Here is a 24,976-nt window from a genome sequence, read left to right on the forward strand (position 1 = left end):
GCCATTACGGTAGTGCGTAAATTTCTTTTTAATCGTCGTCCAACACGGATTAATTTAGAGGAATACCGCGCCACACTCTCGCGCTCAGAAATGGCGCGACCAGAGAATAATTTCTACCATTGGCTGCTAGGTACCACCTGGACTGGCTTTATGTTGCTAGTTGTCTTTGTGTATCTTGGGACAAACCTTTTATTTGCTTTTGCGTATATCGCATGTGGGGATGGCTCCATTACTAATGCACGACCAGGCTCTTTGTTAGATGTCTTTTTCTTTAGTGTTCAAACGATGGCAACTATCGGTTATGGTCGAATGACTCCTGTTGGTAGTTGGCCTAATGCGATTGTGACGTTTGAGGCGTTCTTTGGAATCGTCTATTCAGCCTTGACTACTGGTTTGGCTTTTGCGCGCTTTACCCGGCCTACTGCAGGTATACGTTTCTCTAAAGTAGCTGTGGTTGGTAATCATAACGGCATCAAAACATTGAAGTTCCGAGTGGCCAATGATCGCAGCTCTCATATTGTGGAGGCGCAGCTACGACTATGGCTGATTGCAGAAAGTATGACAAGTGAGGGTGAGCGCTATCGTCGATCTGTTGAGTTGCAACTCCATCGTTCCGAGAGTCCGGTCTTTTCTATGACCTGGACAGCGATGCATAGCGTGGATGAGGCAAGCCCTCTAAAAGATTTCTTGGGTAAAGCGGAATTAAATGGGAATTGGCACCTTTTAATTACCTTTACGGGGTATCACGAGAGCCTGGCAAATCAAGTCTACGCTCGCCATGTTTACTTACCAAGAGATGTGCAGCAAAATGCGACTTTTGTCGATATAGTCACGGTTTCGCCAGATGGTGGCCGGATAATAGATTTAGCCAACTTTGAGAAGTGGGTTCCGAATGTCTCGGATAAATTAGCAGGGGAGTTTTTATGAAATTTCGTTTTCCAATCATCATTATTGATGAAGACTTCCGCTCCGAAAATATTTCGGGTTCGGGAATTCGTGACCTCGCCGAGGCGATCGAGAATGAGGGTATGGAAGTTATTGGCTTAACCAGCTATGGTGACTTGACTTCGTTTGCGCAGCAGGCTTCTCGTGCATCCTCATTCATCGTCTCGATTGACGATGAAGAGTTTGACGCTGACTCTGAAGATAGTGATCTTCCGGCTCTAAATAACTTACGCGCCTTTATCACTGAAGTGCGTAAGCGTAACGAATATATTCCAATCTTTTTGTATGGCGAGACTCGTACTTCTCGTCATATGCCAAATGACATCTTGCGCGAGTTGCACGGTTTCATTCATATGAATGAAGACACCCCGGAATTTGTAGCACGTCATATTATTCGTGAAGCCAAGGTGTATTTAGATTCACTGGCGCCCCCATTCTTCCGCGCCTTAACCAATTACGCTTCTGAAGGTTCCTACTCATGGCATTGCCCTGGGCACTCTGGCGGCGTTGCTTTCTTAAAGAGTCCAGTGGGCCGTATGTTCCACCAATTCTTTGGTGAGAATATGCTCCGTGCTGACGTCTGTAATGCTGTTGAGGAATTGGGTCAGCTCTTAGACCATACGGGTCCTGTGTTGCAGAGCGAGCGCAATGCTGCCCGCATCTTTAATGCTGACCATTTGTTCTTTGTAACTAATGGCACCTCTACATCTAACAAGATTGTTTGGCATTCCACTGTTGCCCCAGGCGATGTAGTTTTGGTTGACCGTAACTGTCATAAGTCTGTGATTCATTCGATCACGATGATGGGCGCGATCCCAATTTTCTTGATGCCTACTCGTAATCACTTGGGCATTATTGGTCCAATTCCAAAGGAAGAGTTTGAGTGGAAAAACATCAAGAAGAAAATTGATGCTAATCCGTTCATCAAGGATAAGAACGTAGTGCCTCGTGTCATGACGCTCACACAAAGTACTTATGACGGCATCGTCTACAACGTTGAAATGATTAAAGAGATGCTGGATGGAAAAGTGGATTCATTGCATTTTGATGAAGCTTGGTTGCCACATGCTGCCTTCCACCCTTTCTATAAAGATATGCACGCTATTGGCTCGGATCGTAAGCGCACTAAGAAGAGTTTGATGTTTGCCACCCAGTCAACCCATAAGTTGCTCGCTGGTTTATCCCAGGCATCACAAGTGCTAGTGCAGGATGCCGAAGATACTAAGCTTGACCGGGATTGCTTCAATGAAGCCTATTTGATGCACACCTCAACCAGTCCACAGTACGCGATTATTGCCTCATGTGACGTTTCTGCAGCCATGATGGAGTCTCCTGGCGGTACAACTTTGGTTGAAGAGTCTATTGCTGAAGCAATGGACTTCCGGCGCGCAATGCGCGAAGTGGATGATAAGTTTGGCGCTGACTGGTGGTTTAAGGTTTGGGGTCCAGATCATTTGGCCGAAGAAGGTATTGGTGAGCGTTCAGATTGGGTCTTGGAGCCATCTGCAGCTTGGCATGACTTTGGCAAATTGGCCAAAGACTTCAATATGCTTGATCCTATTAAGGCGACAGTGGTTACGCCTGGATTGGATATTGAAGGCAACTTCGGTTCCATGGGTATTCCAGCCAGTATTGTGACCAAGTATCTTGCCGAGCACGGAGTGATTGTTGAGAAGTGCGGCCTTTATTCCTTCTTCATCATGTTCACGATCGGTATTACCAAAGGCCGTTGGAATACGCTCGTAACAGAATTGCAGCAGTTCAAAGATCACTTCGATAAAAATGCGCCATTGTGGAAGGTGTTGCCTGAGTTTGTTGCCAAGCACCCACGCTACGAACGTGTTGGCTTAAAAGATATTTGCCAGCAAATTCATGAATTCTATAAGAGTCGTGATGTAGCGCGTATGACTACTGAGATGTATACCTCAGATATGGTTCCAGCCATGATGCCTTCTGAAGCTTGGGCCAAGATGGCGCATAAAGAAGTAGATCGTGTGCCGCTAGACCAGTTGGAAGGGCGTGTAACAGCTATGTTGGTTACTCCATATCCTCCAGGCATTCCCTTGCTGATTCCTGGTGAGCGCTTTAATAAACGCATCATTGACTACCTCTACTTCGCTAGAGACTTTAATGAGAAATTCCCGGGATTTGAGACGGATATCCATGGACTGGTTAAAACCAGCATCGATGGCAAGAGTGAGTATTACGTCGATTGCGTAAGGCAAGAGCGCGATATAACCCTCTGACCTATTTCAGATTTCCATCTTAAAGCCCCGCTTTTGCGGGGCTTTTTGCTTGCGCCATGAATGGACATTCTGTATACTTGTACAATATATTGAACAAGTCTAAGGACATCATGAGAGTCATTAATTTTTCAGATGCTAGAAATCAGTTTAAGCAAGTCATTGATCAAGTAGTGGCTGACTGTGATGTTGCTGTGATCTCACGCAGGGACGCCGAGGATGCCGTAGTCATGTCCTTGAATACCTATAACAGCATGATGGAAACATTCCATTTATTAAAATCTCCGGCTAACGTAAAGCACTTGGAGAAATCATTGGCGCAATATCGCAAGGGGCAGACTAAAGCAAAGGCTCTAGTGGATGCTAAGTAGGCTAGTGTGGACAAATGCAGCATGGTCTGACTATCTTTACTGGCAGGGGCAAGATAAAAAAACCTTAAAACGCATTAACGTTTTAATTAAAGATACTTTAAGAAATCCCAAAAAAGGCATTGGTAAGCCGGAAGAGCTGAGAGAGTCTCTCTCAGGATTTTGGTCTAGAAGAATCGATGATGTGCATCGTCTTGTGTATGCAATTGAAAAAGATCGGCTAGTCATCATTGCCTGCCGTTATCACTACGATTAAAGTGGGTTCCTCAATAAAGAGGAGCAGCGCTTCTAAAGAAATAAGGCCCCTTAGGGGCCTTATTTCTTGCTACTGCATAGTCTCTTACTTCAGCAGCACTGAAGGTGACGCTGGAATACTTCCGGGAATTTTCTGCAAGGACATAAACTGCGCGAGTAATTTAATGGCTAATGGTGAGTAGCCATTATTTTCGCTCGGGATGCTATAAAGATTGCCATCCAAACCCTCTATGCTAGAAAAGGGTCTCGGGGTGGATTGATTTTTGTAGACTACAAACAATGCATATTCATTCGAGCCATTTGTTTTGTTGCTAAAAGTGGTTTCTGAGGGTGGCAAAGTAACCATATAAGACTTTTCACCTAGTTGAGCTTTTACTACTTGACCTAGATATTCAAAGATATTATTTGTAGATCGAATGCGAATAGTGAGTTTAGGCTGAGATTTTTTATCAGCGCTTGGCTGCTTAGTTTCCTGGGCAAGTGTTACTTCGCAAAATATTTCATCACCATATTCTTGGCGAATAAAATTCTCATATTTATTGGTGTTGATGCAAAGCTTGTATTGTTTCGAAACTTGTATCGGCTGAAATATGAGTGGGGAATTTTTCCCTACTCGCTGGAGAACAATGCCAGAGCTTTTCATTACCTCAAATGAATTATCGCCAAAGGTGGATTTGAGATTGGCAACACTTAAAGGGGGACCTATCTTTAGCGATGTATCAACCATGAAGGCCCCAAGCCCATATGAAATAAGCTTGTAGAGATGTTTTTGGAATTCCGCATGGTCTGGTCGGAGAGGGTTATTGATGAGGGTGACTACATCACCGTTTGGCTTGGTAATTACTATTTCATCAACTACTAGACTTAGGAGAACTTCTCTTGGGATGTGATTGTGTTCAAAATATTTCACCATCTCTATTGGGAGTTCATTTAAGTAACCCTTCCAAAATACTGCGTTATCTAAGGAAGACTGGGTGAAGTTAAATGTATTGCCAACTGATAGCGAAACTCCAGGCGTGACGCTACTTAATCCTCCATTAATTGGGAGGTAACTAGCGTTGTAGGGCAGAATGCCACCTGTAAAAAATGCACTGGCGTAAGAGGTTGTCGTAATAGAACCCGAACCATTGATGGTTGGCATATCTAAAAAGCTAACAGGACGATTTTCAGAAGATCGCAAAATATTCTGAAAAATCATATTGATCTGGTATTGCTCCAAGATATTGGCGTATTTGGCCGACATCTGACTAAAGTCAGGCGCTCCAGTTGAGCCGCAACCACTAAGGGCTGCCGATAAGGCAATGGCAGAAAGTGCTCTGCGCACTAATTTGGGGAAAATCCCCTCTTTTAATTGAAGGAGAGTGCTACTTGGTTGGCTTATCCAGTTGAAAGGTGACTGGTGCATCCTCGTCAACTTTGGTTGTGGGAGTGTCTGGCTTGCTTTCTTCGCCGGTGAAGTTAAAGTCCTGGCTCTGAACAGCAGCAGCAGGCTTATCTAGGAGTGTTGTCACCAGTGCGGGGAACGCCATCACCAGTACAACCATCACCAACTGCAGGCCGACCCAAGGCAGAGCACCCCAGTAGATGTCGCTACTCTTCACTTCTTTGGGGGCAACGCCTCTAAGGTAGAAGAGGGCAAAACCAAATGGTGGATGCATAAACGAAGTTTGCATATTGACGCACAGCATCACGCCAAACCACACTAGAGCAGCGCTAGCTGCTGCTTGAGGATTGCCATTCATAGAATCGAGAAGCACCGGCGATAGAAGTTTTACTGCCACCGGCGCAAGCATCGGCACAACAATGAAAGCGATTTCAAAAAAGTCCAAGAAGAATGCCAGGAAGAAAACAAATAAATTCACAATGATCAGAAAGCCAACCCAACCACCAGGAAGATTAGAGAAAAGCTCTTCAACCCAAAAGCCGCCATCTACCCCTTGGAATACAACAGAAAAGCAAGTTGATCCAATGAGGATGAAAACCACCATGGCAGTAATCCGCATAGTGTTCTGATAGGCCTCTTGTATGAGTCCTTTGAGATTCGGAGTGCTGGAGCGACGCAGCCAAGCAAGCAACAAAGCACCCATCGCACCCATAGCTCCGGATTCTGTAGGTGTGGCAATGCCAGTCATGATGGTGCCGAGCACTAAAAAGATCAGTACCGCTGATGGAATAATTCCCATCAGACACTTCTTCCAAAGCGCCCAGCCCTTAAGGGTGAGTTCACTCTCTGGCACTGGTGGCAAATAGTCAGGCCGGATGCGACTTAGGAAGAATGTATAGAGGGCAAAGAGGGCAATCTGTAAAAGTGATGGGCCCCATGCGCCCAAATACATACTGCCCACATCAGCACTGCCGCTTTGAGTCTTTAGTTGGTCTGCAAGCACAATGAGAACTAAAGAAGGTGGCACCAGCTGCGTAATCGTTCCTGAAGCCGCTAAAACCCCCGTGGCATAGCGCATGTTGTAGCCGTAACGCATCATCACCGGCAAGGAAATCATCGCCATGGCGATTACCTGAGCAGCTACAGTGCCGGTAATAGCGCCCAAAATAAATCCCACGATGATGACGGAGTAACCAAGGCCTCCACGAACGCGACCAAAGAGTTGCCCCATGGAATCAAGCATTTCTTCCGCAAGCCCGCAACGCTCCAGGATGGCCCCCATGAAGGTGAAGAAGGGGATGGCCAGTAATAGATCATTCGCAAGGACGCTGCCAAAGATGCGCTGGGGAATTGCTTGTAAAAAGGCAACCCCAAAGTATCCTTCGCCAATAGCAATCGCAGAGAAAAATAAGCCCGCTGCCATTAAAGAGAATGCAACCGGGAAGCCAATCAACATAAAGACGATCAGTCCAGCAAACATCAAGGGCGGCATCCACTCCAATGGAATCATTGCATGGGCTTTTCGTAATGGAGGTCTTCGGTAGGCAAAGTCACGCTCCCTTTTAAGGCGCCAATACGTTTAATGATTTCCGAAAGACCCTGGAGGCTCAGCATGAAAAAGCCAAATGGAACCACAAACTTAATAGGGTAGCGCGCTAGGCCACCAGAATTTAAAGAGTGCTCCATCACTAGCCATGATGGATAAAAGAGTGTGGTCCAAGAGAGCCACGCAAATAAGAGGCAGGCCGGCATTAAAAAGAAGATCAAACCAAAAAGATCGACCCATAGACGTCCACGAGCAGAAAGCTGGGAATAAATTAAGTCCACCCGAACATGCTCATTACGTTTGAGTGTGTAGGAGGCACCGAGCATGACGGCTGCAGCAAAGAGATACCACTGAAGTTCTAGTGGCCAGTTGTTGCTTATATCTAAGCCATAGCGCAGCAGGGCATTTACAGCAGATACCACGCAGGACAGCAAAATCATGATGCTGGCCGCCTTGCCCAAAAACTGATTTACGTAATCAATGCCTGCAGAGAGTTTGGACCAAAACCCCATTTGCTTTAGAGGTCTGCACGACCCCGCTTGATAGCGGCGAGCACTTGGGCAGGAGCTGTTCCACCAGCATGCTGGCGTGATTGAACTGAGCCGTCAACAGTGAGCAATACAAAGACATCATCACTAATGAGTTCAGGGCGATTATCTAAGCCGCATGCAAAACGTAGTTCAGAGAGACTTAAGTCAGTCAACATGCAGTTTCTGCCAACGCAGGCTTTAACGGCATGCGCTACAGCCTCATGTGCATCGCGGAAGGCTAAACCTTTTTTAACAAGGTAGTCGGCTAAGTCAGTTGCTGTTGCAAAACCCTCTTCAGCCGCCTTCTTCATGACTTCAGCCTTTACTTCAATATGTGGGACCATATCTGCAAAAATACGCAAAGTATCTTGCACAGTATCTACGGCATCAAACAAAGGTTCTTTATCTTCTTGATTATCTTTGTTGTACGCGAGGGGCTGACCCTTCATGAGTGTTAACAAAGATATCAAATCACCATAAACGCGACCAGTTTTACCGCGTGCTAATTCTGGTACATCAGGATTTTTCTTTTGCGGCATGATCGAACTACCAGTGCAGAAGCGATCGGGCAGATCAATAAAGCCAAAGCGGGGGCTTAGCCATAGGATGAGCTCTTCGGATAAGCGTGAAATGTGCATCATCAAAATGGATGAGAAGGCGCAGAACTCAATGGCAAAGTCACGGTCAGAAACTGCATCGAGTGAGTTATTGCAGATGCCATCAAAGCCAAGGATCTTAGCGACTTGCTCACGGTCAATAGGGTAGGTAGTTCCGGCTAATGCTGCTGCGCCTAAAGGCAGGCGATTAAAGCGAGCGCGTAAATCTGTCAAACGACTTGCATCACGGCTAAACATTTCATAGTAAGCCATCAAGTGGTGACCAAAAGTAATCGGTTGCGCTACTTGCAGGTGCGTATGACCTGGCATGATGGTGGATGCATGTTTCTCTGCTAAATCTAAAAGCGCTACGCGTAAGGATTTGAGGGTGGCCGCAATATCATCAACACTGCCGCGCAACCACAGTCGCAAATCAGTCGCTACTTGGTCATTACGGGAGCGACCAGTATGCAAACGTTTGCCAGCATCACCAACTAATTCAGTTAGGCGGGCTTCAATGTTCAGATGGACATCCTCGAGAGCAAGTTGCCAATTAAATTGACCAGACTCGATTTCACTCTTAATTTGAGCCATACCTCTTTGAATATCAGCCAAATCTTGTGAACCAATAATCTTTTGAGTGGCTAGCATTTCAGCGTGCGCTAGGGAACCGGCAATGTCGACCATCGCAAAGCGTTGATCAAAGCCAATGGAAGCGGTATAACGCTGAACAAGTTCGTCGACGGGTTCGGCAAAACGGGCCGACCAAGCTTGGGCTTTGTTGGCTAAGGAATTATTTGATGAGCTCATAAACACAGTATATTGGTGTAGGTCTTTGATTATTTTAAATGTTATGTCCCAAACTCTGAATTCCTCCTCTTCGGCAGCCCCAAAGCGCCTCGTAATCGCTTCCCGTGAAAGTCGCCTAGCCATGTGGCAGGCTGAGCATGTCCGAGATTGCCTTAAAAAGCTCTATCCTGACTGCGATGTCCAGATTTTGGGAATGACTACCCGCGGTGACCAGATTTTGGATAGAGCCCTCTCTAAAGTGGGCGGCAAAGGTCTTTTTGTAAAAGAGCTAGAAACAGCGCTTGAGGATGGACGAGCCGATTTAGCGGTGCATTCCCTGAAAGATGTTCCGATGGTCATGCCTGAGGGTTTTGACCTGGCCTGTGTCATGGCGAGAGAGGATGCACGCGATGCCTTTGTTTCTAATGATTACACCACTCTTGAAGATCTTCCTGAGGGCGCGATTGTAGGTACATCGAGCTTGCGACGTGAGTCAGTTCTGCGTGCAAAATTTCCCCATTTAGTAATTCAGCCATTGCGCGGTAATTTAGATACCCGCATGGGTAAGTTGGATCGCGGTGAGTACCAAGCAATCATTTTGGCGGCTGCCGGCTTAAAGCGTTTAGGCCTAGAATCACGTATTCGCGCATTCTTGCCCTATGATCCTTACACGCCGGCTGCAGGTCAAGGCGCTTTAGGTATTGAGACCTTAAGCAAACATCCCAATATTAAGCAGTGGCTTGATCCTTTAAATGATTTGCCAACCTTATTTGCAGTTTCTGCTGAGCGTATGGTGTCTCGTCAACTAGGAGGCTCTTGTGAAGTGCCTTTAGCTGCCCATGCTGTATGGGATCAGAGCCAAATGAGCATTCGTTCTTTTGTGGCAAGTGTTGATGGAAAAGCAATTTGCTTGGCGAATGGAAGTGCCCAAGTGAAATCTATTGAAGACGCAGAGGCGTTAGGTCTTGTGGTTGCACAAGATTTGCTCTCACAAGGTGCAGCAGATTTAATTCCAAAGCTCCCGAAATAGAAAAAAGTAACGAAAACTCAGAGCGACGATTAAGTATGAGCACCAAAACCATTATTGTCACCAGGCCTAGTGGTCAGGCCCGTCAGCTGATTGAGGTGCTTACTCGTGCAATCGAGACAAGTGGAGTAGGAAAGCGCAGCCTTCCAGAGATACTATCCTTGCCTTTGTTGACCATTGCCCCAAAGTCCGATGCGAATTTAGCTGACCATATCGCCACCGTTCTAGGCGGTGCTGATCTTGCCATCTTTGTTAGTCCAAATGCGATTGAGAGCGTCATGCGTTTATTAGAGCGCGATTGGCAAGACTTTTCTAAGACGATTATTCCGATTGGTGTGATGGGTGGCAGTAGCCATCTGGCATTAAAAAATCATGGCATCGGATTAGAAGAGAGTCCGACGCCCATCATTATTCCTAAGGCCAATGAAAACTGGGATTCAGAAGGTTTGTGGAAAGAGCTCCAATCTTTACAGTGGAATTGGCAGAATAAAAAAGTAATCATCTTTAAAGGTGAGGGTGGTCGTGATTGGTTGGCTGACACTTTAATCAAGGCTGGGGCTTCTGTAGAGGCGATTTCTACTTACAGTCGCATACCATTGGATATTGATGATCCTGCTTGGCAACTTGTGAGAGAAATGGATCTGAGTAAATCACTTTGGCTGCTTACTTCATCCGAAGCGGTTCGTTATCTTGGCGAAGTCATGAAGGATCAATTCACGCAAAGTCTTAATCCAGCAAGCGCCCTATGCCCGCATCACAATATTGCCGATGCGGCGGAGATGATTGGGTTTGGTGAAGTCTTTACCAGCGAACCCGGTGACGAGGCTTTGGTTAAATCAACCTTAGCCTGGTTAACACTTTAGAGCTTATTCTTGGGTCTTGGTAGCGCCCAGCAGAGTAGGTAAGAAGATCTCATTGACCAAAATAGGATGACTCTTTAATCGATAGAGGGTGCGTCGTGCCCACAAGGGTGAGCTCAAGGCGGCAGAGTGTTTAGAACATCTTTTCCAGAGCTCACTAGCTTTATCAAGGCGAGCAATATCGCGCGGCGGCTTTGCCTTAAAGTGTTTACGTGTTTTACTAAATAAGACAGCGCCCAAAGGTTTTGTACCTAAACGCAAAATTTGATGGTTACTGCCGCTAGAACTAAAGGTTGGAATAACGCTGCGCGCCATGACCAAGGGAATGCCATTTGAGCAGAGCAGTACTTCGCGTACTCTGCAACGTCTGATCTTGAAATGAAAATAGCGACTTTCGTCGCTATTGAGTGAATGAGGGCAGTCACGCAAAACCTGAACTTCTAGCTTTTGCCCAATTGCTTTCTCAATTTTTTGGGTGAGAGACCCGGTATCGCTAAGCCAAGGTTGCCACTCGCGTGGCGCCCGATGGATTTCACCGGAACCGACTCGATTCCATGCAGAACGGAGACGATTTCGGTGAATCATTTTTAGCTACCGCTAAAGCTACGACGTTGACCGCCGGCCTTTGGTTTTGCAAAACGTGGGCCACCTGCAGGACGTGAATCTCCAGAGCGTGCCGGACGTGAATCAGCCGAACGTGCAGGGCGTGAGTCAGCAGAACGTGCAGGACGTGAATCGCCTGAACGATCGCCACCAGCATTACCGCCACCGCCAAAGCGAGACTCTGAACGAGCGCCTGAGCCATAACGACCACCGCCGCCACCGCCAGAGCGATTTCCACCAAAGCCACCACCGGAACGACCGCCACCACCACCAGAGCGACCACCACCAGGGCGACCACCGCCACCACCAAAGCTTGGCTTGGCTTGTGGCTCAAGACCAGCGATGACTGAAGCAACGATATCTTGCTGTGTAAAGCGTTCGATATTACGGATCTTGGCGCGATCACGATGTTCAACCAAGGTGATAGCAACACCATTGCGACCTGCACGACCTGTACGACCGATGCGATGTGTATAGTCTTCTGGTTTCATTGGCAAGCCAAAGTTAATCACGTGACTAATACGTGGCACATCAATACCACGAGCCGCTACGTCAGTTGCAACCAAAATCTTGGTATGACCTTTACGTAATGACTCGAGACGACGCATACGCACAGCTTGAGGCATTGCACCGTGTAGAGCAGTAGCTTCGTAGCCATTTGCACGTAATGTATCGGCGATTTTTTCGCTTTCAACTTGAGTACTTGCAAACACAACTGCTTGATCCAAATCGGCATCAGCCAAAATATGCTCAAGCAATTTATGCTTGTGTGACATGCTGTCAGCCCAATGTAACTTCTGTTCAATGTTGGCGTGCTTTTCACCTGCATGAGCAAGTTCAACGCGCTTGGCATTTGTAGTCAACTCGTTTGCTAAAGACATAATCTTTGGCGCAAAAGTTGCAGAGAACATCAAAGTTTGGTTACGGCCTGCACAACGCTTATCAATTGCCTCGAGATCATCAGCAAATCCCATGTCGAGCATGCGATCGGCTTCGTCGATAACGAGTTGTTTTACATCGTCCAAGCGAATTGCTTTGCTATCGCACAAGTCGAGCAAACGACCTGGAGTTGCAACAACTAACAATGCACCTTTCAATGCCTGGATCTGCTTGCCGTATGGCATGCCACCCATAACAGTTGCGATACGGATACCTTTCATGCCGCGAACTAAGTTCACTGCATCGGCGGCAACCTGCTGAGCCAATTCACGAGTAGGGCAGAGCACTAACACTTTAGGTTGTGCGCGACCTGGTACAGGTGAGTTGTTCGGGTTGTCTTCGATGAGTTGATTAATCAAAGGCAATAAAAAGGCTGCGGTTTTACCGCTACCGGTTTGGCTGCTGACCAATAAGTCACCACCAGCTAGGGCTGCAGGAATAACCTGAGCTTGCACGGCAGTAGCTTGGGTATAACCCAGTTCAGCAACGTTTTTGAGGAGTGATGCCGCTAAGGCAAAATTCTGGAATTCAGTTCCAGCGCTATTTGAGTCTTTCGACTCGTGTTTAGTTTCTTTAGAAAAAGTCATGCTATTACACATCCCCTTTAAGGGATGTCTCCGTATGTTGCACCCATGGTTTTTTATAGGGTGCGATGGTCAAGGGCATCGACCATCAGACAAGCGGCAGCGCGTTTTTTACCTTCGGTGTTTATGACTTCTAAACGGTACGCTGAAATAGAGCTGGGGGGCGATGAATCAAATTGCTTTAAAAAGCCTCCTATTATGGCATTTTAAGCACTCGATTACAAGGGTTTTCCCGACTTAATTATGATAACGGGATGGAATGGCTTTCATTTGGTCTTTTATCGCCAGCTAATGCTGGAATCGTAGATTTCTCAAGTTATCTACTGGGGACCTTATTTGTTATTTTATTACCCGGCCCAAACTCGCTTTATGTTCTAACCATTGCTCTTGAAAAGGGTTGGCGCTTCGGCGCATGGGGAGCGCTTGGTGTATTTGTTGGAGATTCATTACTCATGATTGCTGTGGCTTTGGGTGCTGCATCGCTCCTGATGTCATCGCCGATGGTCTTCAGTTTTGTGCGCACCTTAGGCGCTGTTTACTTGGCTTGGATGGGTTTTGGGCTGCTGCGAAACGGGCAACAGCGTTGGTTGATGAAGCAGGGTGCAAAACCCCCTGAGATTCAAATGCGTTTGATGCAATTACATCCGCTATTTGCTGCACTAACCTTATCGTTAACAAACCCCAAGGCTATTTTTTTCTTTATTGCCTTTTTTTCGCAGTTTATTCGTCCGGATTTTGAAAGTCCTACACATACCTTTTTCTATCTCGCAATTGTTCTGCAGATGATGAGCATGGCTTATTTGGCCAGTCTGATTTTCGTAGGACAAATTTTCTTAAAATTCTTTCAGCATCAACCCCGTCTTGCATCAGCCTTATGGATGTTTGCTGGAATCTTGTTTATTGGTTTTGCATTTCGTCTACTGCTTGCGTAAGACATCCTTACTTCAAATACCGTAGCAGCCACTCAGTCATTTTTCCATAAGGAGGGCGCGCTGTTTTGGTTCCTTTAAACAGGTTTAAGCCAAAGAAGCCGCGTACCTCTAGAATAGATTTTTGATGGCTAAAAGTATCAAAGCCAGCTTTGCCGTGATAGCTTCCCATACCGCTAGGACCAACACCCCCAAAAGGCAAGTCTTCAATGGTGATATGTAAGAGTGTGTCGTTAACAGTGACACCACCAGAACGAGTTTCATCTAAGACCCGCTTCATATTCTTCTTATCTTTACCAAACCAATAAAGAGCCAGGGGGCTAGGTTTGTTATTTACATATGCAATCGCAGCGGAAGTATCTGCAACGGTGACGATTGGCAAAATAGGCCCAAAGATTTCTTCATGAAGAACGCGAGCCTCTTGTGGAACATTGATCAATGCAATTGGCTCGAATGGCCTTGCGCCAGCACCAGGGTTGTTAAGTAAAGGAATCACTTTTGCACCGCGGTCTAGCGCATCACTCACTAAGTGTTGCCAGTACTCTAGCTGTCTTTCATCAATTGGTCCGGTTAGCTCTTCCGGGTTGCTAAATTGAATTTGCGCTGCAGCTTGCAATTCCTGGATGAATTCCTCCTGAATGCTTTGATTAAGCAATACATAGTCTGGAGCGATACAGGTTTGCCCACTATTGAGTAACTTGCCATAAACAATCGAGGCGGCAGCATCTTTGAGCTTTGCGCTCTGATCAATAATCACAGGGGTAGTGCCGCCTAATTCTAAGGTGACTGGCGTGAGATTTTCTGCTGCGGCACGCATCACTTTTTTACCGATAGCGCCTGAGCCAGTAAAGAAAAGATGATCAAAGGGCAGGGCGGCAAATTGCTCGGCGACCTCTGGGCCACCGGTAGTGACACAGAATTCGCTTGGATGAAAATATTCTTGTATTAGGCTGGCGATAAAGCCTGAAGTGCGCGAGCTTCGTTCAGATGGTTTTAGCCAAACACGATTACCAGCAGCAAATGCAGCAATGGCTGGAATGAGGGTCAACTGAACGGGGTAGTTCCAGGGGCTCAGAATACCGATTACTCCAAGAGACTGGCTTTCAACCCAAGCTTGTGAGGCGCCCATATGAAACGGCACATCTCTTTGCTCCGGCTTCATCCACTCTTTGAGGTGCTTACGCGTGTGCTTGCATGCCTGATAAATCATCTGGCATTCCGCAAGCCGCGTCTCCACTGGGTGGCGCACACCAAAGTCCGCCATGAGGGCTTTAGAGATTTTTTCTTCATTTGCTTCAATCATTTTTTCAATGCGAGCAATTCGATCTAACCTCACTTCGAGTGTAGGATTTGGTTCAGCAGCGTAGGCTGCTTTCATTTCATCGAGCTGGATAGTGAAGCGGTTCATAGTGGATTAATAGTTGGCAGGCATTTGAATAAGGCATTAGGATAAAGCCATGGATACAAATTTAGAAAAAAATGAACCCGTTTTAGAGCGCACCACCTTGGGTGGGGGCTGTTTTTGGTGTCTTGAAGCCGTTTACCAGCAAATTTCTGGGGTTCGGTCTGTAGTTTCTGGCTATGCCGGGGGCGCAAGACCCAATCCAACCTATGAGGCGGTCTGCACTGGCGTGTCTGGCCACGCAGAGATTGTGGATGTCATGTTTGATCCGCAAGTGGTTTCATTTCGAGACTTGCTAGAAATCTTTTTCGTGATTCATGATCCAACCACCTTGAACTATCAAGGCAATGATCATGGGACGCAATATCGCTCGGTGATTTTTACTCATAACGAAAAGCAAGCTCAGATTGCCCATGAAGTAGTGCAAGAGCTTGAGGATTCTAAAATCTACTCTAATCCCGTCGTGACACAGATCGATGCTGCGCCAATTATTTATCCAGCGGAAGACTATCACCAGAATTATTTCCAGCAGCACCCCAATCAAGGGTATTGCATGGCAGTAGTTGCGCCTAAGCTTGCTAAATTTAGAGCGAAATTTAAATCGTTGATAGCGCCCCAATATTCCTGAGGCATTTCAAAAGTGTTAAGGGGCTAGGCGATTAACCTGCCAGCTAGTTCCCTCTAGTTTGTAATGCATGCGGTCATGCAGTCTAGAGGGGCGGCCTTGCCAGAATTCAATTTCAGTAGGGCGTAAGCGATAGCCACCCCAATGCTCAGGGCGGGGAGGTGAATCACCAAATTCTTCTTTAAAGCGCTTTTCAGCCTCTTCCAAAAATTCACGATTTGGAATGGCAGCGCTCTGGGGGGAGGCCCAAGCACCGATTCTGGAGGCTGCTGGACGAGAATGAAAGTACTCATCACTCTCAGCGGCGCTTACCCGTTCAACGAGCCCTTGAATGCGTACCTGACGTTCTAACTCATGCCAATGAAAGAGTAAGGCAGCTTGTGGGCGAATCGCCAAATCTCGACCCTTTTGACTCTCGTAATTAGTGAAAAAGGTGAAGCCGTTTTGGTCTGCGCCTTTTAGTAAGACAATACGGGCTGATGGATTTCCGGCCTGATCCGCAGTTGCTAGACTCATAGAGTTGGGTTCCGGGCACTCTGCCTTTACAGCTTGATCAAACCAAAGCCTAAAAAGTTGTAGAGGATCATGAGGAACCTCGGTCTCGGAGAGCTGACCAAAGGTATAGTTTTTGCGAAGTTGTGCAATGGAGTCCATTCATTCAGTATAAAGAAAAGCTATGGCAGAAGACAAGGTAGAAGAAAGCTTGGAAAATCGACGTTTCGGGGGAGTCTCGCGACTCTATGGGCCAGAGCTGCGCGAACGCTTTCTAAATGCAACAGTTGTCGTCGCTGGTTTAGGTGGGGTTGGATCTTGGGCGGCTGAAGCTCTAGCTCGCACTGGAATTGGACATCTTGTGCTCATTGATTTTGATCATATTGCTGAAAGTAATACCAATCGACAAGTGCATGCCTTAGAAGGGCAGTATGGAAAAGCAAAAGTCGAAGCGATGAGGGAGCGCATTCTGCAGATTAATCCGGAGATCAAGTTGACTTCTTGCGACGAATTCTTGGAGCCGGAAAACCTAGATCAACTCATTCCTGAAAATGCTCTGGTTTTAGATGCTACAGATTCAGTGCAAACTAAGATTGCCTTATCTGTATGGGCTGTTAAAAATAATCGTTCTTTAGTCATGTGTGGTGCCGCTGGTGGAAAGTCAGATCCAACATCAGTACGTTGTGATGATCTATCCCGTACCGAACAAGATGCCTTGTTGGCCAAGGTCCGCCAAGGACTTAGACAGGATCATGGCTTCTCCAGAAACCTCAAGAAGAAAATTGGCATTCGTGCAGTCTATTCACATGAGCCGCGGGCTGGAGCTTCCAGTGGGGGTTTAGCCTGCTCGGGATACGGTTCCACTGTGATGGTCACTGCTGCCTGTGGACTGGCTGCTGCTGCAGAAGTCCTCAATCTCATCTCCACGCAGTAAATTTTTCTTAAAAATACTGTAAATCCTTAAGGGGATTCCCTGTAGGAAATTACTGATTCTTTTGCAATCAGAAATAATTTATTTCAAACTCTGCGTTGATTTCAAAGACATTTCAATATTTGTCTGCATAGATTTATTCATTTAATCACTTTAGTAATTTTTCTCCCCTAGTGCTCATCACCAGTCCTCCCTAGACTTTGCTCCGTTGGCAAGTTGCCAATGACAAATCGAAAGGAGGTCTCCCTTGCAGACTGAACACTCTGGCTTAAAACGTCACCTCAAAGTACGGCATATTCGTTTGATGGCCTTAGGCTCAACGATCGGCGTTGGATTATTTTTAGGGTCGGCAAGCGCAATTCAAATAGCAGGCCCATCCATTCTGCTGGGTTATTTGCTGGCAGGCATTGTTGCCTTCATCGTCTTGCGCACCCTTGGTGAGATGGCGGTGCATGAACCTGTGGCGGGTTCTTTTGCGGCATATGCCAATACCTATGTGGGTCCCCTGGCGGGCTATATGGTGGGTTGGGGTTATTGGACCTACTGGATCGTAGTTGGTATTGCAGAAGTTACCGCTGTCGGTATTTATATGGGAATTTGGTTTCCTGAGACACCGCAATGGATCTGGGCACTTTCTTCTATTGTGATGATGGGTTTAATCAATCTTATTGCGGTAAAGGTATTTGGTGAGTTTGAGTTTTGGTTTGCTCTGATCAAGGTAGTTGCTATTGTCGCGATGATTGCACTCGGAGGCTCAGTCATTTTGTTTGGCTTTACCAATGATTGGCAGCCGATTGGCCTGAGTAATTTATGGCAACACGGTGGATTTTTTCCAAATGGCATTAGCGGGATGTTGCTGTCACTGCAAATGGTCTTATTTGCTTATGTGGGTATAGAAATGATCGGCCTTTCTGCAGGTGAAGCAGAGAACCCCTACAAAACGATTCCGATGGCCATTGATTCTTTGGCTTGGCGTATTTTGATCTTCTATATGGGTGCGATCCTAGTCATCCTGGCAATCTTCCCTTGGAATCAAGTGGGGCAGCAGGGCAGTCCCTTCGTGGTGATGTTCGAGCGATTGGGTTTGCGGGAGGCAGCGGGCTTGATTAACTTTGTGGTGATCACAGCGGCCCTCTCTTCTTGTAATGCAGGCATCTTTAGTGGTGGTCGTTTGTTGTACTCCCTATCATCAAACGGATATGCCCCAAAATCCTTTTCAAAACTTTCTAAGTATGGCGTTCCCCATCGGGCTGTAGTGGCTACGGTCGGGGTCTGTATGTCAGGTGTAGTACTGAACTACTTTGTACCTGATAAGGCCTTTCAATACATCATGGCTGCAGTGACCTTTATCGGTTTGATGGTTTGGATTGCCATCTTGATTACACAGATCAAATTCCGTCACTCGCTTTCTAAATCCCAAGTAGCTCAGTTGGGGTATCGCGCTCCTTGGTGGCCCTATTCGTCGTGGTTTGCTCTGGCATTTATTGGTTTTGTAGTGGTGCTGATGGGCTTTCATGAGGATGCACGGATCGCCTTAATAGTGGGCCCGTGTTTATTGGGGGTGTATCTCGTGATGTTTTATGTCATGGGTTTACATCGCAAAACAGCAATCAAGTGTGATTTTAAATAATAGGAGATAGCAATGATTATTGGCATACCTCAAGAAGTAAAAAATAATGAGTTTCGAGTAGGATTAACACCGGGCAATGTCAGTGGACTTTGTAGGCAAGGACACTCTGTTCTGATTCAGCGAGGCGCAGGCGAACAGATTGGTTTAAGTGATGAAGCATATCGCCTTGCTGGCGCTAGCCTAATTAATAGTGCAGCAGAAGTGTTTCAAAAGGCGGAGATGATTGTGAAGGTCAAAGAGCCTCAGGCGCAGGAGTGTGCGATGTTGCGCGAGGATCAAATTCTCTTTACCTATTTGCATTTAGCTCCAGATCCTGCGCAGACAAAGGCCTTATTGCAATCGGGGGCGACTTGCATTGCCTATGAAACTGTCACCGCTCTCAATGGTGCCCTGCCGCTATTGGCACCCATGAGTGAAGTCGCCGGTCGGATGTCAATTCAGGCTGCCGCATCACATTTAGAAAAGACGAATGGCGGTATGGGCGTTCTGATGGCTGGAGTTCCTGGAGTCTCGCCAGCAAAAATTGTTATTTTGGGAGCCGGTGTAGTGGGTCGCAATGCCCTGCAAATGGCAGTAGGAATGGGCGCTGATGTTTGCATCTTTGATCGTGATGTTGAGCGCTTGCGTCAAATCGACATGTTCTATGGCAATCGTGTGAGAACTTTTTATTCGGATACCTTACTGATTGAGCAAGAGATATGTGAGGCAGATGTTGTGATTGGAGCAGTACTTCTCCCCGGTGCTGCAGCCCCTAAATTGGTATCGCATGACATGATCAAAAAAATGAAACAAGGATCGGTGGTGGTAGATGTCGCCATTGATCAGGGCGGATGTTTTGAAACTTCGAAGCCCACTACCCATGCAGACCCAACCTATGTGGTGGATGGCGTAATTCATTACTGTGTTGCCAATATGCCAGGAGCAGTAGCGAGAACATCTACCTTTGCGCTAACCAACGCCACTTATCCATTTGTGGAGGCCTTAGCAAACCGTGGGGTGATGAAGGCGCTATCGATTGATCATCACTTGCGTAATGGCCTAAGTGTCCATAAAGGAGTGCTGACCTCTGAACCAGTTGGGAAAGCGCAAGGACTCAACTTTGCCTCTGCAGAGGAGTTATTGGTGGCATAGCAATATATTTACAAAATGGATGGGTCTGGTGAGTATTGGGGGGTATTGGGATTTAAACTATCCCTTATACGCAAGAGATTGCGGCTTTACTAGATTACTGGACCCCCCAAAACATGGATTTTTCAGCCTTAACCCTCTCTGCCGGAGTAGTTGCTTTAGCGGAGATGGGAGATAAAACCCAATTACTTTCTTTGATGCTAGCTGCTCGTTACCCCAAGCAGGCATTAGCCATCATTGCAGGCATCTTTATTGCCACCATTGCAAATCATGCATGCGCTGCCTTCTTTGGACATTGGCTTACTACCTTGGTTTCGCCTGACGTCATGCGCTGGATTTTGGGATTGAGTTTCTTGGGAATTGGTTTGTGGCTATTAGTGCCCGATCATATTGATGATGCCGCTGGATCAAAGGTAGCCGACAAAGCCCTGCAGGTATTTTTGCTGACAGTGGGCTTATTCTTTTTGGCCGAGATGGGCGATAAGACGCAAATTGCAACTATCGCCTTAGGGGCTCGTTATGAGGATGTGGTCTCCGTAACTATAGGCACCACATTGGGGATGATGTTGGCAAATGCCCCTGCAGTCTGGATTGGCCAGAAGTTCACGAAACGCATGCCTATTAAGTGGGTTCACGCTGTGGCGGCTGTCACCTTTATTGCCATAGGTCTAGCCACCTTGATATGGGCTTGATTTAGAAGGTTACCCAGTCTTTCAGCCTAGACTTAAAATAGGCTCATGAAAACTGATCTCCCACAGAGCTTCCGTCGGCTCGAGTACCTTCCGCCTATTTATACCTTCGATCAAGTCGAGCTCGATATTGCTTTAGATCCAGCGCGAACAATTGTGAAGAGTCGTATTGAGGTTTTGCCAGGCAAAAGTTTTGAGCCAGGGGCTCCATTGGTTTTGGTTGGCTATGAGCTCGAGTTTGTGAGCTTGCGCATTAATGGCGAAGCCCATCGTCATTTTGAGCTCACTCCGGAAACACTTACGATTCATTCTTTGCCAAACGAAGGCAAAGATAAGTTTGTTGTGGAAATTATTTGCGTTTGCGTTCCTGAGAAAAATACGACTTTGATGGGTCTGTATGTCTCAAATGGAAACTTCTTCACTCAGTGTGAGGCTGAAGGCTTTAGAAAAATTACCTACTTCTTGGATCGTCCTGATGTAATGGCGCGCTATCGCGTGACATTGCGTGCACGTGAATCTGAATGCCCTGTGTTGCTTTCTAACGGCAATTTACTCGGTACAGAAAAGCTTCCAAATGGTTGGCATAGCGCTACTTGGGAAGATCCATTTCCAAAACCATCGTACTTGTTTGCCTTGGTGGCAGGTAAGTTGGAGTGCATTGAAGAGACCATTACCACTAGCAGTGGTGCCAAGAAGCTACTGCAGATCTGGGTTGAGCCCCATGATCTAAAGAAGACTCGCCATGCAATGGATTCTTTAATAGCTTCTATTCATTGGGATGAGAAGCGTTTTGGGCTAGAGTTGGATTTAGAGCGCTTCATGATTGTGGCAGTCAGTGATTTCAATATGGGCGCGATGGAGAACAAGGGTTTGAATATTTTCAATACTAAGTTTGTCCTTGCTCAACCTGAAACTGCTACCGATGCTGACTTTGCCAATATTGAAAGTGTTGTTGCACATGAGTACTTCCATAACTGGACCGGTAACCGTGTGACTTGTCAGGACTGGTTTCAGTTATCACTCAAAGAAGGCTTAACCGTATTTAGGGACCAAGAGTTCTCTGCCGATCAAATGGGTAGTGAATCGGGAAGGGCGGTAAAACGTATTGAAGATGTCCGCTTACTGCGTCAACTGCAGTTCCCGGAAGATGCGGGTCCGATGGCTCATCCAATCCGTCCTGACGAGTACCAAGAGATTAATAACTTCTATACGGTTACCGTGTATGAGAAGGGCTCTGAAGTTGTGAGGATGTACCAAACCTTATTGGGCAAAGATGGTTTCCGTAAGGGCATGGATCTGTATTTCAAGCGCCATGATGGGCAAGCGGTTACCTGTGATGATTTCTTGATGGCTATGGCAGATGCCAATGGCAAGGACCTCACTCAGTTTAAAAATTGGTATAGCCAGGCAGGTACCCCAAGGGTGAAGGTACAGGAGCATTACGATGCAGCTAAAAAACAGTTTCAACTGACGTTGACTCAAAGTTGCGCGCCAAGCCCTGGTCAGGCAGAAAAGAAGCCATTCCATATCCCACTCAAAATGCGTTTGCTGACGAAAGCGAATGACCAAGTAGAGCATTTGTTGGAGTTGACTCAAGAGACTCAAACCTGGACCTTTGACAATATAGAAGAGCGTCCGGTTCTCTCAATTAATAGAAACTTTTCAGCACCAATTAATTTAGATTTTGAGCAGTCTGAGGCTGATCTACTAACCTTGTTCTCAAGTGATGATGATGCATTTAATCGCTGGGAGGCCGGACAAAAGTTAGCCATGCAGATGATTCTGAATAACCGCCTGCCTGATGCCCAATTGATTGAGGCCTATCGTAATATTTTGTTGGATCCCAACTTAGACCCAGCGTTTAAAGATCTGGCCTTAACCCTGCCAGCAGAGTCCTACTTGTATGAGCAATGCACGAGCGTTGATCCTCAGAAGATATTTGCTGCGAGACGTGCTTTTCGTAGAGAGCTGGCTAAGCAGCTTCAGCTTGAATGGGCGGCTTTGTATCAACAAATGCAAACGCCTGGACCATTTAAGTCCGATGGGGTAGATGCAGGTAAGCGTGCTCTCAAAAATCTAGCCTTAAGTATGTTGCTTGAGGCTGCACCAGCAGTATGGGCACCAATGGCCACCAATCAATATCAAATTGCTGACAATATGACAGACCGCTATGCAGCTTTATCAGCATTGGTTGTACATGGCTCGAAGCAAGCTAAGGACTGCTTAATTGATTTTTATAATCGATTTGCAAATGACGCTCTAGTGATAGATAAGTGGTTTGGTTTGCAATCAAGCCGACCTCCAGTTGATGGTCTTGATTCCACACTTACTGAAGTGAAGAAGCTTCGTGAGCATCCCGCATTTAAGCTAAATAATCCAAACCGAGTGCGTAGCGTTATTCATGCTTTCTGCGCCAATAACCCAGCTAGCTTTCATCAGGCCGATGGCAGTGGTTATGAATTTTGGGCTGATAGCGTGCTGGCGCTAGATCCAATTAACCCTCAGGTAGCTGCCCGCCTCGCAAGAGCTTTAGACCGCTGGCGTCTATTCGCCCAACCCTACCAAGATCGCATGAAAGCTGCTCTAGAGCGTGTTTCTGCATGCCCAACACTCTCTGCCGATGTGAAAGAGGTGATTGGAAAGGCTTTGGGTAATTAAGAAGTTAGTGGAGCTTATTGCTATACGAAATGCCTAATCGAATTGCAAGTTTTTCTAGACTCTTATCCAAAGTCCAAAGCTGAGCATTTTCTGAAAGTAGAGTCGATGCAAGAAGTGAAACATCAATCGCTCCACATCCAGATTCTTGGAGTTGATGTTTTTCAATAAACTCCAATATTTCATAAGGGGTGGCTATAGCCGCTTGCCGTAATTTTTTAATGTATTCCAAGGTTTTAGAGCGTGGCGATGGCGGTGTTCCGCAGGCTAGTTCTATTTGGATTAAGGGGTGACATAGTATTTGGTCATTTAGTAATAAAGCTTTGAAAGATGCATTTGACTTTCTAAAGTGAGCCACCCAAACTGATGTGTCAGCTAAAACCATGGTCATGATTGCTGACCATCCTTTGGTTTGCGGCGAGGAATAGCCTTCATCTGAGGGGATTTGCCGCCTAATGCTGCTAATCTCTTAGCTACTTGAACTCGTATGAATACATTAATGGCCTCCCTAAAAAGATCGGCTTTATCCATCCCGGGGTCAGCAAGATCCAGCCCTCTCTGATAAAGGTCATCATCAATCGTCACAGTGGTTCTCATAATTACTCCTCATCAATTATGATGCATTATAACATCTAAAATAACATCAATATAAGAGGGTCGGCTGCCAAAAGAGCCCTTTATTTGAGAAATGACCAGATTTTCAGTTTGACATTCGGAACAAGGCAAAATAGACCTTAATTTCAATATAGCTTTGGAGTAATACCTTTGTCCTCAAGTACTCATATCAATTTCAAGCAATATTTGACTTCCGCTAAGCCGGCGGGTACCGTCATTCCTGCTGGTTTGCAAGAATTACTCACTGCGGTAGTTAATACCTGTTCAACTCTCAGTCATGAAGTAGCGCAGGGCGCCTTGATTGGCTTATTGGGTTCCGCAGGCACTGGCAACGTACAGGGTGAAGTTCAGCAAAAGCTCGACATCATTGCAAACGATTTGCTGATCGATGGCGTAAAGGGTTGTAAATCACTCGCTGGTTTAGCTTCAGAAGAAATGGAGCTCCCAGTTCCCGTTCAAAGTACAGGTGATTACCTACTGTTGTTTGATCCACTCGATGGCTCATCCAATATTGATGTGAACGTTTCGATTGGAACAATTTTTTCTGTTTTAAAGAAACAGGATCCAAATACACCTTTGCAAACTTCTGATTTCTTGTTATCCGGACGTCATCAAGTTGCAGCAGGTTATGTGGTCTATGGTCCACAAACTACTATGGCTCTAACTTTAGGTGATGGCGTTGTGATGTTCACCTTGAATAAAGTGACTGGCGAATTTTTACTCATCAAGGATGAGGTAAAGATTTCCCACTCAACTAAAGAGTTTGCAATCAATATGTCCAATATGCGTCACTGGGCTGAACCAGTGCGTCGCTATGTGGATGAATGCTTGGCGGGTACAAGCGGTACGCGCGACAAAGATTTCAATATGCGCTGGATTGCCTCAATGGTGGCAGATGTGCACCGTGTTTTATCTCGTGGCGGAGTATTTATGTACCCATGGGATCAGCGTGAGCCACATAAGCCGGGCAAGTTACGTCTAATGTATGAGGCTAACCCTATGAGCTTCTTAGTGGAGCAGGCAGGCGGCGCATCTACCAATGGCACAGATCTCATTATGGATTTGCAGCCAACAGATTTGCATGAGCGTGTTTCAGTGATGCTCGGGTCTAAAGAAGAGATTGACCGCATTCAGCACTACCATGCATAAGTAGAGTATCTTTTCAAACAAAAAACCCAATCGCTTGATTGGGTTTTTTGTTACTCAAATAG

The 24,976-nt window shown here is 46.3% G+C and carries 24 protein-coding genes; 14 read left to right on the forward strand and 10 right to left on the reverse strand.

What is annotated here, in order from left to right; all coding sequences use genetic code 11:
* Positions 1-12: 12 nt before the first annotated feature.
* The 4 genes from ICN36_RS11040 to ICN36_RS11055 all read left to right on the forward strand — a co-directional run bounded on the left by ICN36_RS11040 (position 13) and on the right by ICN36_RS11055 (position 3,812).
* On the forward strand, positions 13-927 hold the full coding sequence (locus ICN36_RS11040; RefSeq protein ID WP_216228412.1) for an ion channel: 915 nt from the start codon (positions 13-15) through the stop codon (positions 925-927).
* Positions 924-3,191: an arginine/lysine/ornithine decarboxylase gene (locus ICN36_RS11045; protein WP_216228413.1), complete on the forward strand. Its 2,268-nt coding sequence runs from the start codon at positions 924-926 to the stop codon at positions 3,189-3,191. Before ICN36_RS11040 ends, ICN36_RS11045 begins: the two co-directional genes overlap by 4 nt.
* Before the next feature lie 110 nt (positions 3,192-3,301).
* On the forward strand, positions 3,302-3,559 hold the full coding sequence (locus tag ICN36_RS11050) for a type II toxin-antitoxin system Phd/YefM family antitoxin (protein ID WP_216228414.1): 258 nt from the start codon (positions 3,302-3,304) through the stop codon (positions 3,557-3,559).
* Positions 3,549-3,812 (forward strand): Txe/YoeB family addiction module toxin, encoded by a 264-nt coding sequence (locus ICN36_RS11055; protein ID WP_216228415.1) that lies wholly within the window; start codon positions 3,549-3,551, stop codon positions 3,810-3,812. Before ICN36_RS11050 ends, ICN36_RS11055 begins: the two co-directional genes overlap by 11 nt.
* 84 nt (positions 3,813-3,896) lie before the next feature.
* Here ICN36_RS11055 and ICN36_RS11060 read toward each other — a convergent pair whose 3' ends face one another.
* From ICN36_RS11060 to argH, 4 genes are read right to left on the reverse strand one after another with little or no spacing between them, the layout of a single operon-like run.
* Positions 3,897-5,135, reverse strand: a complete 1,239-nt coding sequence (locus ICN36_RS11060) for a hypothetical protein (protein ID WP_216228416.1) — start codon at positions 5,133-5,135, stop codon at positions 3,897-3,899.
* 40 nt (positions 5,136-5,175) lie between these two features.
* Entirely contained in the window at positions 5,176-6,705 is a 1,530-nt protein-coding gene (locus ICN36_RS11065; protein WP_216228417.1) for a TRAP transporter large permease subunit, read from the reverse strand.
* On the reverse strand, positions 6,702-7,253 hold the full coding sequence (locus ICN36_RS11070; RefSeq protein ID WP_216228418.1) for a TRAP transporter small permease subunit: 552 nt from the start codon (positions 7,251-7,253) through the stop codon (positions 6,702-6,704). The genes ICN36_RS11065 and ICN36_RS11070 overlap by 4 nt, the downstream gene beginning before the upstream one ends.
* Before the next feature lie 5 nt (positions 7,254-7,258).
* Positions 7,259-8,677 carry an argininosuccinate lyase gene (gene argH, locus ICN36_RS11075; protein WP_216228419.1) on the reverse strand — a complete coding sequence of 473 codons (1,419 nt, stop codon included), beginning with the start codon at positions 8,675-8,677 and terminating at the stop codon, positions 7,259-7,261.
* 43 nt (positions 8,678-8,720) lie between these two features.
* On the opposite strand from argH, the gene hemC reads away from it, so the two are divergent.
* Together hemC and ICN36_RS11085 are read left to right on the forward strand one after the other, a co-directional pair.
* Positions 8,721-9,686 carry a hydroxymethylbilane synthase gene (hemC, locus tag ICN36_RS11080; RefSeq protein ID WP_216228420.1) on the forward strand — a complete coding sequence of 322 codons (966 nt, stop codon included), beginning with the start codon at positions 8,721-8,723 and terminating at the stop codon, positions 9,684-9,686.
* A gap of 35 nt (positions 9,687-9,721) precedes the next feature.
* Positions 9,722-10,546 carry a uroporphyrinogen-III synthase gene (locus ICN36_RS11085; protein WP_216228421.1) on the forward strand — a complete coding sequence of 275 codons (825 nt, stop codon included), beginning with the start codon at positions 9,722-9,724 and terminating at the stop codon, positions 10,544-10,546.
* Positions 10,547-10,549: 3 nt separating this feature from the next.
* Here the strand turns inward: ICN36_RS11085 and ICN36_RS11090 are convergent, their stop codons facing one another.
* Together ICN36_RS11090 and ICN36_RS11095 are read right to left on the reverse strand one after the other, a co-directional pair.
* On the reverse strand, positions 10,550-11,128 hold the full coding sequence (locus tag ICN36_RS11090) for a chorismate lyase (protein ID WP_216228422.1): 579 nt from the start codon (positions 11,126-11,128) through the stop codon (positions 10,550-10,552).
* A gap of 2 nt (positions 11,129-11,130) precedes the next feature.
* On the reverse strand, positions 11,131-12,672 hold the full coding sequence (locus ICN36_RS11095; protein WP_216228423.1) for a DEAD/DEAH box helicase: 1,542 nt from the start codon (positions 12,670-12,672) through the stop codon (positions 11,131-11,133).
* Between the two features lie 251 nt (positions 12,673-12,923).
* Here ICN36_RS11095 and leuE point away from each other — a divergent pair, with 251 nt between their 5' ends.
* Complete coding sequence (gene leuE / locus ICN36_RS11100; RefSeq protein ID WP_216228424.1) at positions 12,924-13,601, forward strand: leucine efflux protein LeuE; 678 nt, start codon at positions 12,924-12,926, stop codon at positions 13,599-13,601.
* A gap of 7 nt (positions 13,602-13,608) precedes the next feature.
* Here leuE and ICN36_RS11105 read toward each other — a convergent pair whose 3' ends face one another.
* Complete coding sequence (locus tag ICN36_RS11105) at positions 13,609-15,006, reverse strand: coniferyl aldehyde dehydrogenase (protein WP_216228425.1); 1,398 nt, start codon at positions 15,004-15,006, stop codon at positions 13,609-13,611.
* A gap of 49 nt (positions 15,007-15,055) precedes the next feature.
* On the opposite strand from ICN36_RS11105, the gene msrA reads away from it, so the two are divergent.
* Positions 15,056-15,628, forward strand: coding sequence for a peptide-methionine (S)-S-oxide reductase MsrA (gene msrA / locus ICN36_RS11110; RefSeq protein ID WP_216228426.1), 573 nt, complete (start codon positions 15,056-15,058; stop codon positions 15,626-15,628).
* Positions 15,629-15,643: 15 nt separating this feature from the next.
* Here msrA and pdxH read toward each other — a convergent pair whose 3' ends face one another.
* Positions 15,644-16,279, reverse strand: coding sequence for a pyridoxamine 5'-phosphate oxidase (pdxH, locus tag ICN36_RS11115; RefSeq protein ID WP_216228427.1), 636 nt, complete (start codon positions 16,277-16,279; stop codon positions 15,644-15,646).
* Between the two features lie 22 nt (positions 16,280-16,301).
* Here pdxH and ICN36_RS11120 point away from each other — a divergent pair, with 22 nt between their 5' ends.
* From ICN36_RS11120 to pepN, 5 genes are all read left to right on the forward strand, one after another.
* On the forward strand, positions 16,302-17,051 hold the full coding sequence (locus tag ICN36_RS11120; RefSeq protein ID WP_216228428.1) for a ThiF family adenylyltransferase: 750 nt from the start codon (positions 16,302-16,304) through the stop codon (positions 17,049-17,051).
* A gap of 244 nt (positions 17,052-17,295) precedes the next feature.
* Complete coding sequence (locus ICN36_RS11125) at positions 17,296-18,678, forward strand: amino acid permease (RefSeq protein WP_216228429.1); 1,383 nt, start codon at positions 17,296-17,298, stop codon at positions 18,676-18,678.
* Positions 18,679-18,690: 12 nt separating this feature from the next.
* Entirely contained in the window at positions 18,691-19,809 is a 1,119-nt protein-coding gene (ald, locus tag ICN36_RS11130) for an alanine dehydrogenase (protein WP_216228430.1), read from the forward strand.
* A 113-nt stretch (positions 19,810-19,922) separates the two neighbouring features.
* Entirely contained in the window at positions 19,923-20,498 is a 576-nt protein-coding gene (locus tag ICN36_RS11135; protein ID WP_216228431.1) for a TMEM165/GDT1 family protein, read from the forward strand.
* Positions 20,499-20,543: 45 nt separating this feature from the next.
* Positions 20,544-23,153: an aminopeptidase N gene (gene pepN / locus ICN36_RS11140; RefSeq protein WP_216228432.1), complete on the forward strand. Its 2,610-nt coding sequence runs from the start codon at positions 20,544-20,546 to the stop codon at positions 23,151-23,153.
* 4 nt (positions 23,154-23,157) lie between these two features.
* Here pepN and ICN36_RS11145 read toward each other — a convergent pair whose 3' ends face one another.
* Both ICN36_RS11145 and ICN36_RS11150 read right to left on the reverse strand, forming a co-directional pair.
* On the reverse strand, positions 23,158-23,541 hold the full coding sequence (locus ICN36_RS11145) for a type II toxin-antitoxin system VapC family toxin (RefSeq protein ID WP_216228433.1): 384 nt from the start codon (positions 23,539-23,541) through the stop codon (positions 23,158-23,160).
* Entirely contained in the window at positions 23,538-23,747 is a 210-nt protein-coding gene (locus ICN36_RS11150) for a type II toxin-antitoxin system VapB family antitoxin (RefSeq protein WP_216153117.1), read from the reverse strand. The genes ICN36_RS11145 and ICN36_RS11150 overlap by 4 nt, the downstream gene beginning before the upstream one ends.
* A gap of 168 nt (positions 23,748-23,915) precedes the next feature.
* Here ICN36_RS11150 and ICN36_RS11155 point away from each other — a divergent pair, with 168 nt between their 5' ends.
* Entirely contained in the window at positions 23,916-24,914 is a 999-nt protein-coding gene (locus ICN36_RS11155) for a class 1 fructose-bisphosphatase (RefSeq protein WP_255531314.1), read from the forward strand.
* Positions 24,915-24,976: the final 62 nt, after the last annotated feature.

The organism is Polynucleobacter sp. UK-Gri1-W3 (genome assembly GCF_018881595.1).
GTDB lineage: Bacteria > Pseudomonadota > Gammaproteobacteria > Burkholderiales > Burkholderiaceae > Polynucleobacter.

Excerpts from the sequence above, each read along its gene's own strand:
- ICN36_RS11045 (WP_216228413.1), top strand. The coding sequence starts at position 924 with ATGAAATTTCGTTTTCCAATCATCATTATTGATGAAGACTTCCGCTCC.
- ICN36_RS11050 (WP_216228414.1), top strand. The coding sequence starts at position 3,302 with ATGAGAGTCATTAATTTTTCAGATGCTAGAAATCAGTTTAAGCAAGTC.
- ICN36_RS11055 (WP_216228415.1), top strand. The coding sequence starts at position 3,549 with ATGCTAAGTAGGCTAGTGTGGACAAATGCAGCATGGTCTGACTATCTT.
- ICN36_RS11065 (WP_216228417.1), bottom strand. The coding sequence starts at position 6,705 with ATGATTCCATTGGAGTGGATGCCGCCCTTGATGTTTGCTGGACTGATC.
- ICN36_RS11070 (WP_216228418.1), bottom strand. The coding sequence starts at position 7,253 with ATGGGGTTTTGGTCCAAACTCTCTGCAGGCATTGATTACGTAAATCAG.
- argH (WP_216228419.1), bottom strand. The coding sequence starts at position 8,677 with ATGAGCTCATCAAATAATTCCTTAGCCAACAAAGCCCAAGCTTGGTCG.
- hemC (WP_216228420.1), top strand. The coding sequence starts at position 8,721 with ATGTCCCAAACTCTGAATTCCTCCTCTTCGGCAGCCCCAAAGCGCCTC.
- ICN36_RS11085 (WP_216228421.1), top strand. The coding sequence starts at position 9,722 with ATGAGCACCAAAACCATTATTGTCACCAGGCCTAGTGGTCAGGCCCGT.
- ICN36_RS11090 (WP_216228422.1), bottom strand. The coding sequence starts at position 11,128 with ATGATTCACCGAAATCGTCTCCGTTCTGCATGGAATCGAGTCGGTTCC.
- ICN36_RS11095 (WP_216228423.1), bottom strand. The coding sequence starts at position 12,672 with ATGACTTTTTCTAAAGAAACTAAACACGAGTCGAAAGACTCAAATAGC.
- leuE (WP_216228424.1), top strand. The coding sequence starts at position 12,924 with ATGGAATGGCTTTCATTTGGTCTTTTATCGCCAGCTAATGCTGGAATC.
- ICN36_RS11105 (WP_216228425.1), bottom strand. The coding sequence starts at position 15,006 with ATGAACCGCTTCACTATCCAGCTCGATGAAATGAAAGCAGCCTACGCT.
- msrA (WP_216228426.1), top strand. The coding sequence starts at position 15,056 with ATGGATACAAATTTAGAAAAAAATGAACCCGTTTTAGAGCGCACCACC.
- pdxH (WP_216228427.1), bottom strand. The coding sequence starts at position 16,279 with ATGGACTCCATTGCACAACTTCGCAAAAACTATACCTTTGGTCAGCTC.
- ICN36_RS11120 (WP_216228428.1), top strand. The coding sequence starts at position 16,302 with ATGGCAGAAGACAAGGTAGAAGAAAGCTTGGAAAATCGACGTTTCGGG.
- ald (WP_216228430.1), top strand. The coding sequence starts at position 18,691 with ATGATTATTGGCATACCTCAAGAAGTAAAAAATAATGAGTTTCGAGTA.
- ICN36_RS11135 (WP_216228431.1), top strand. The coding sequence starts at position 19,923 with ATGGATTTTTCAGCCTTAACCCTCTCTGCCGGAGTAGTTGCTTTAGCG.
- pepN (WP_216228432.1), top strand. The coding sequence starts at position 20,544 with ATGAAAACTGATCTCCCACAGAGCTTCCGTCGGCTCGAGTACCTTCCG.
- ICN36_RS11145 (WP_216228433.1), bottom strand. The coding sequence starts at position 23,541 with ATGACCATGGTTTTAGCTGACACATCAGTTTGGGTGGCTCACTTTAGA.
- ICN36_RS11150 (WP_216153117.1), bottom strand. The coding sequence starts at position 23,747 with ATGAGAACCACTGTGACGATTGATGATGACCTTTATCAGAGAGGGCTG.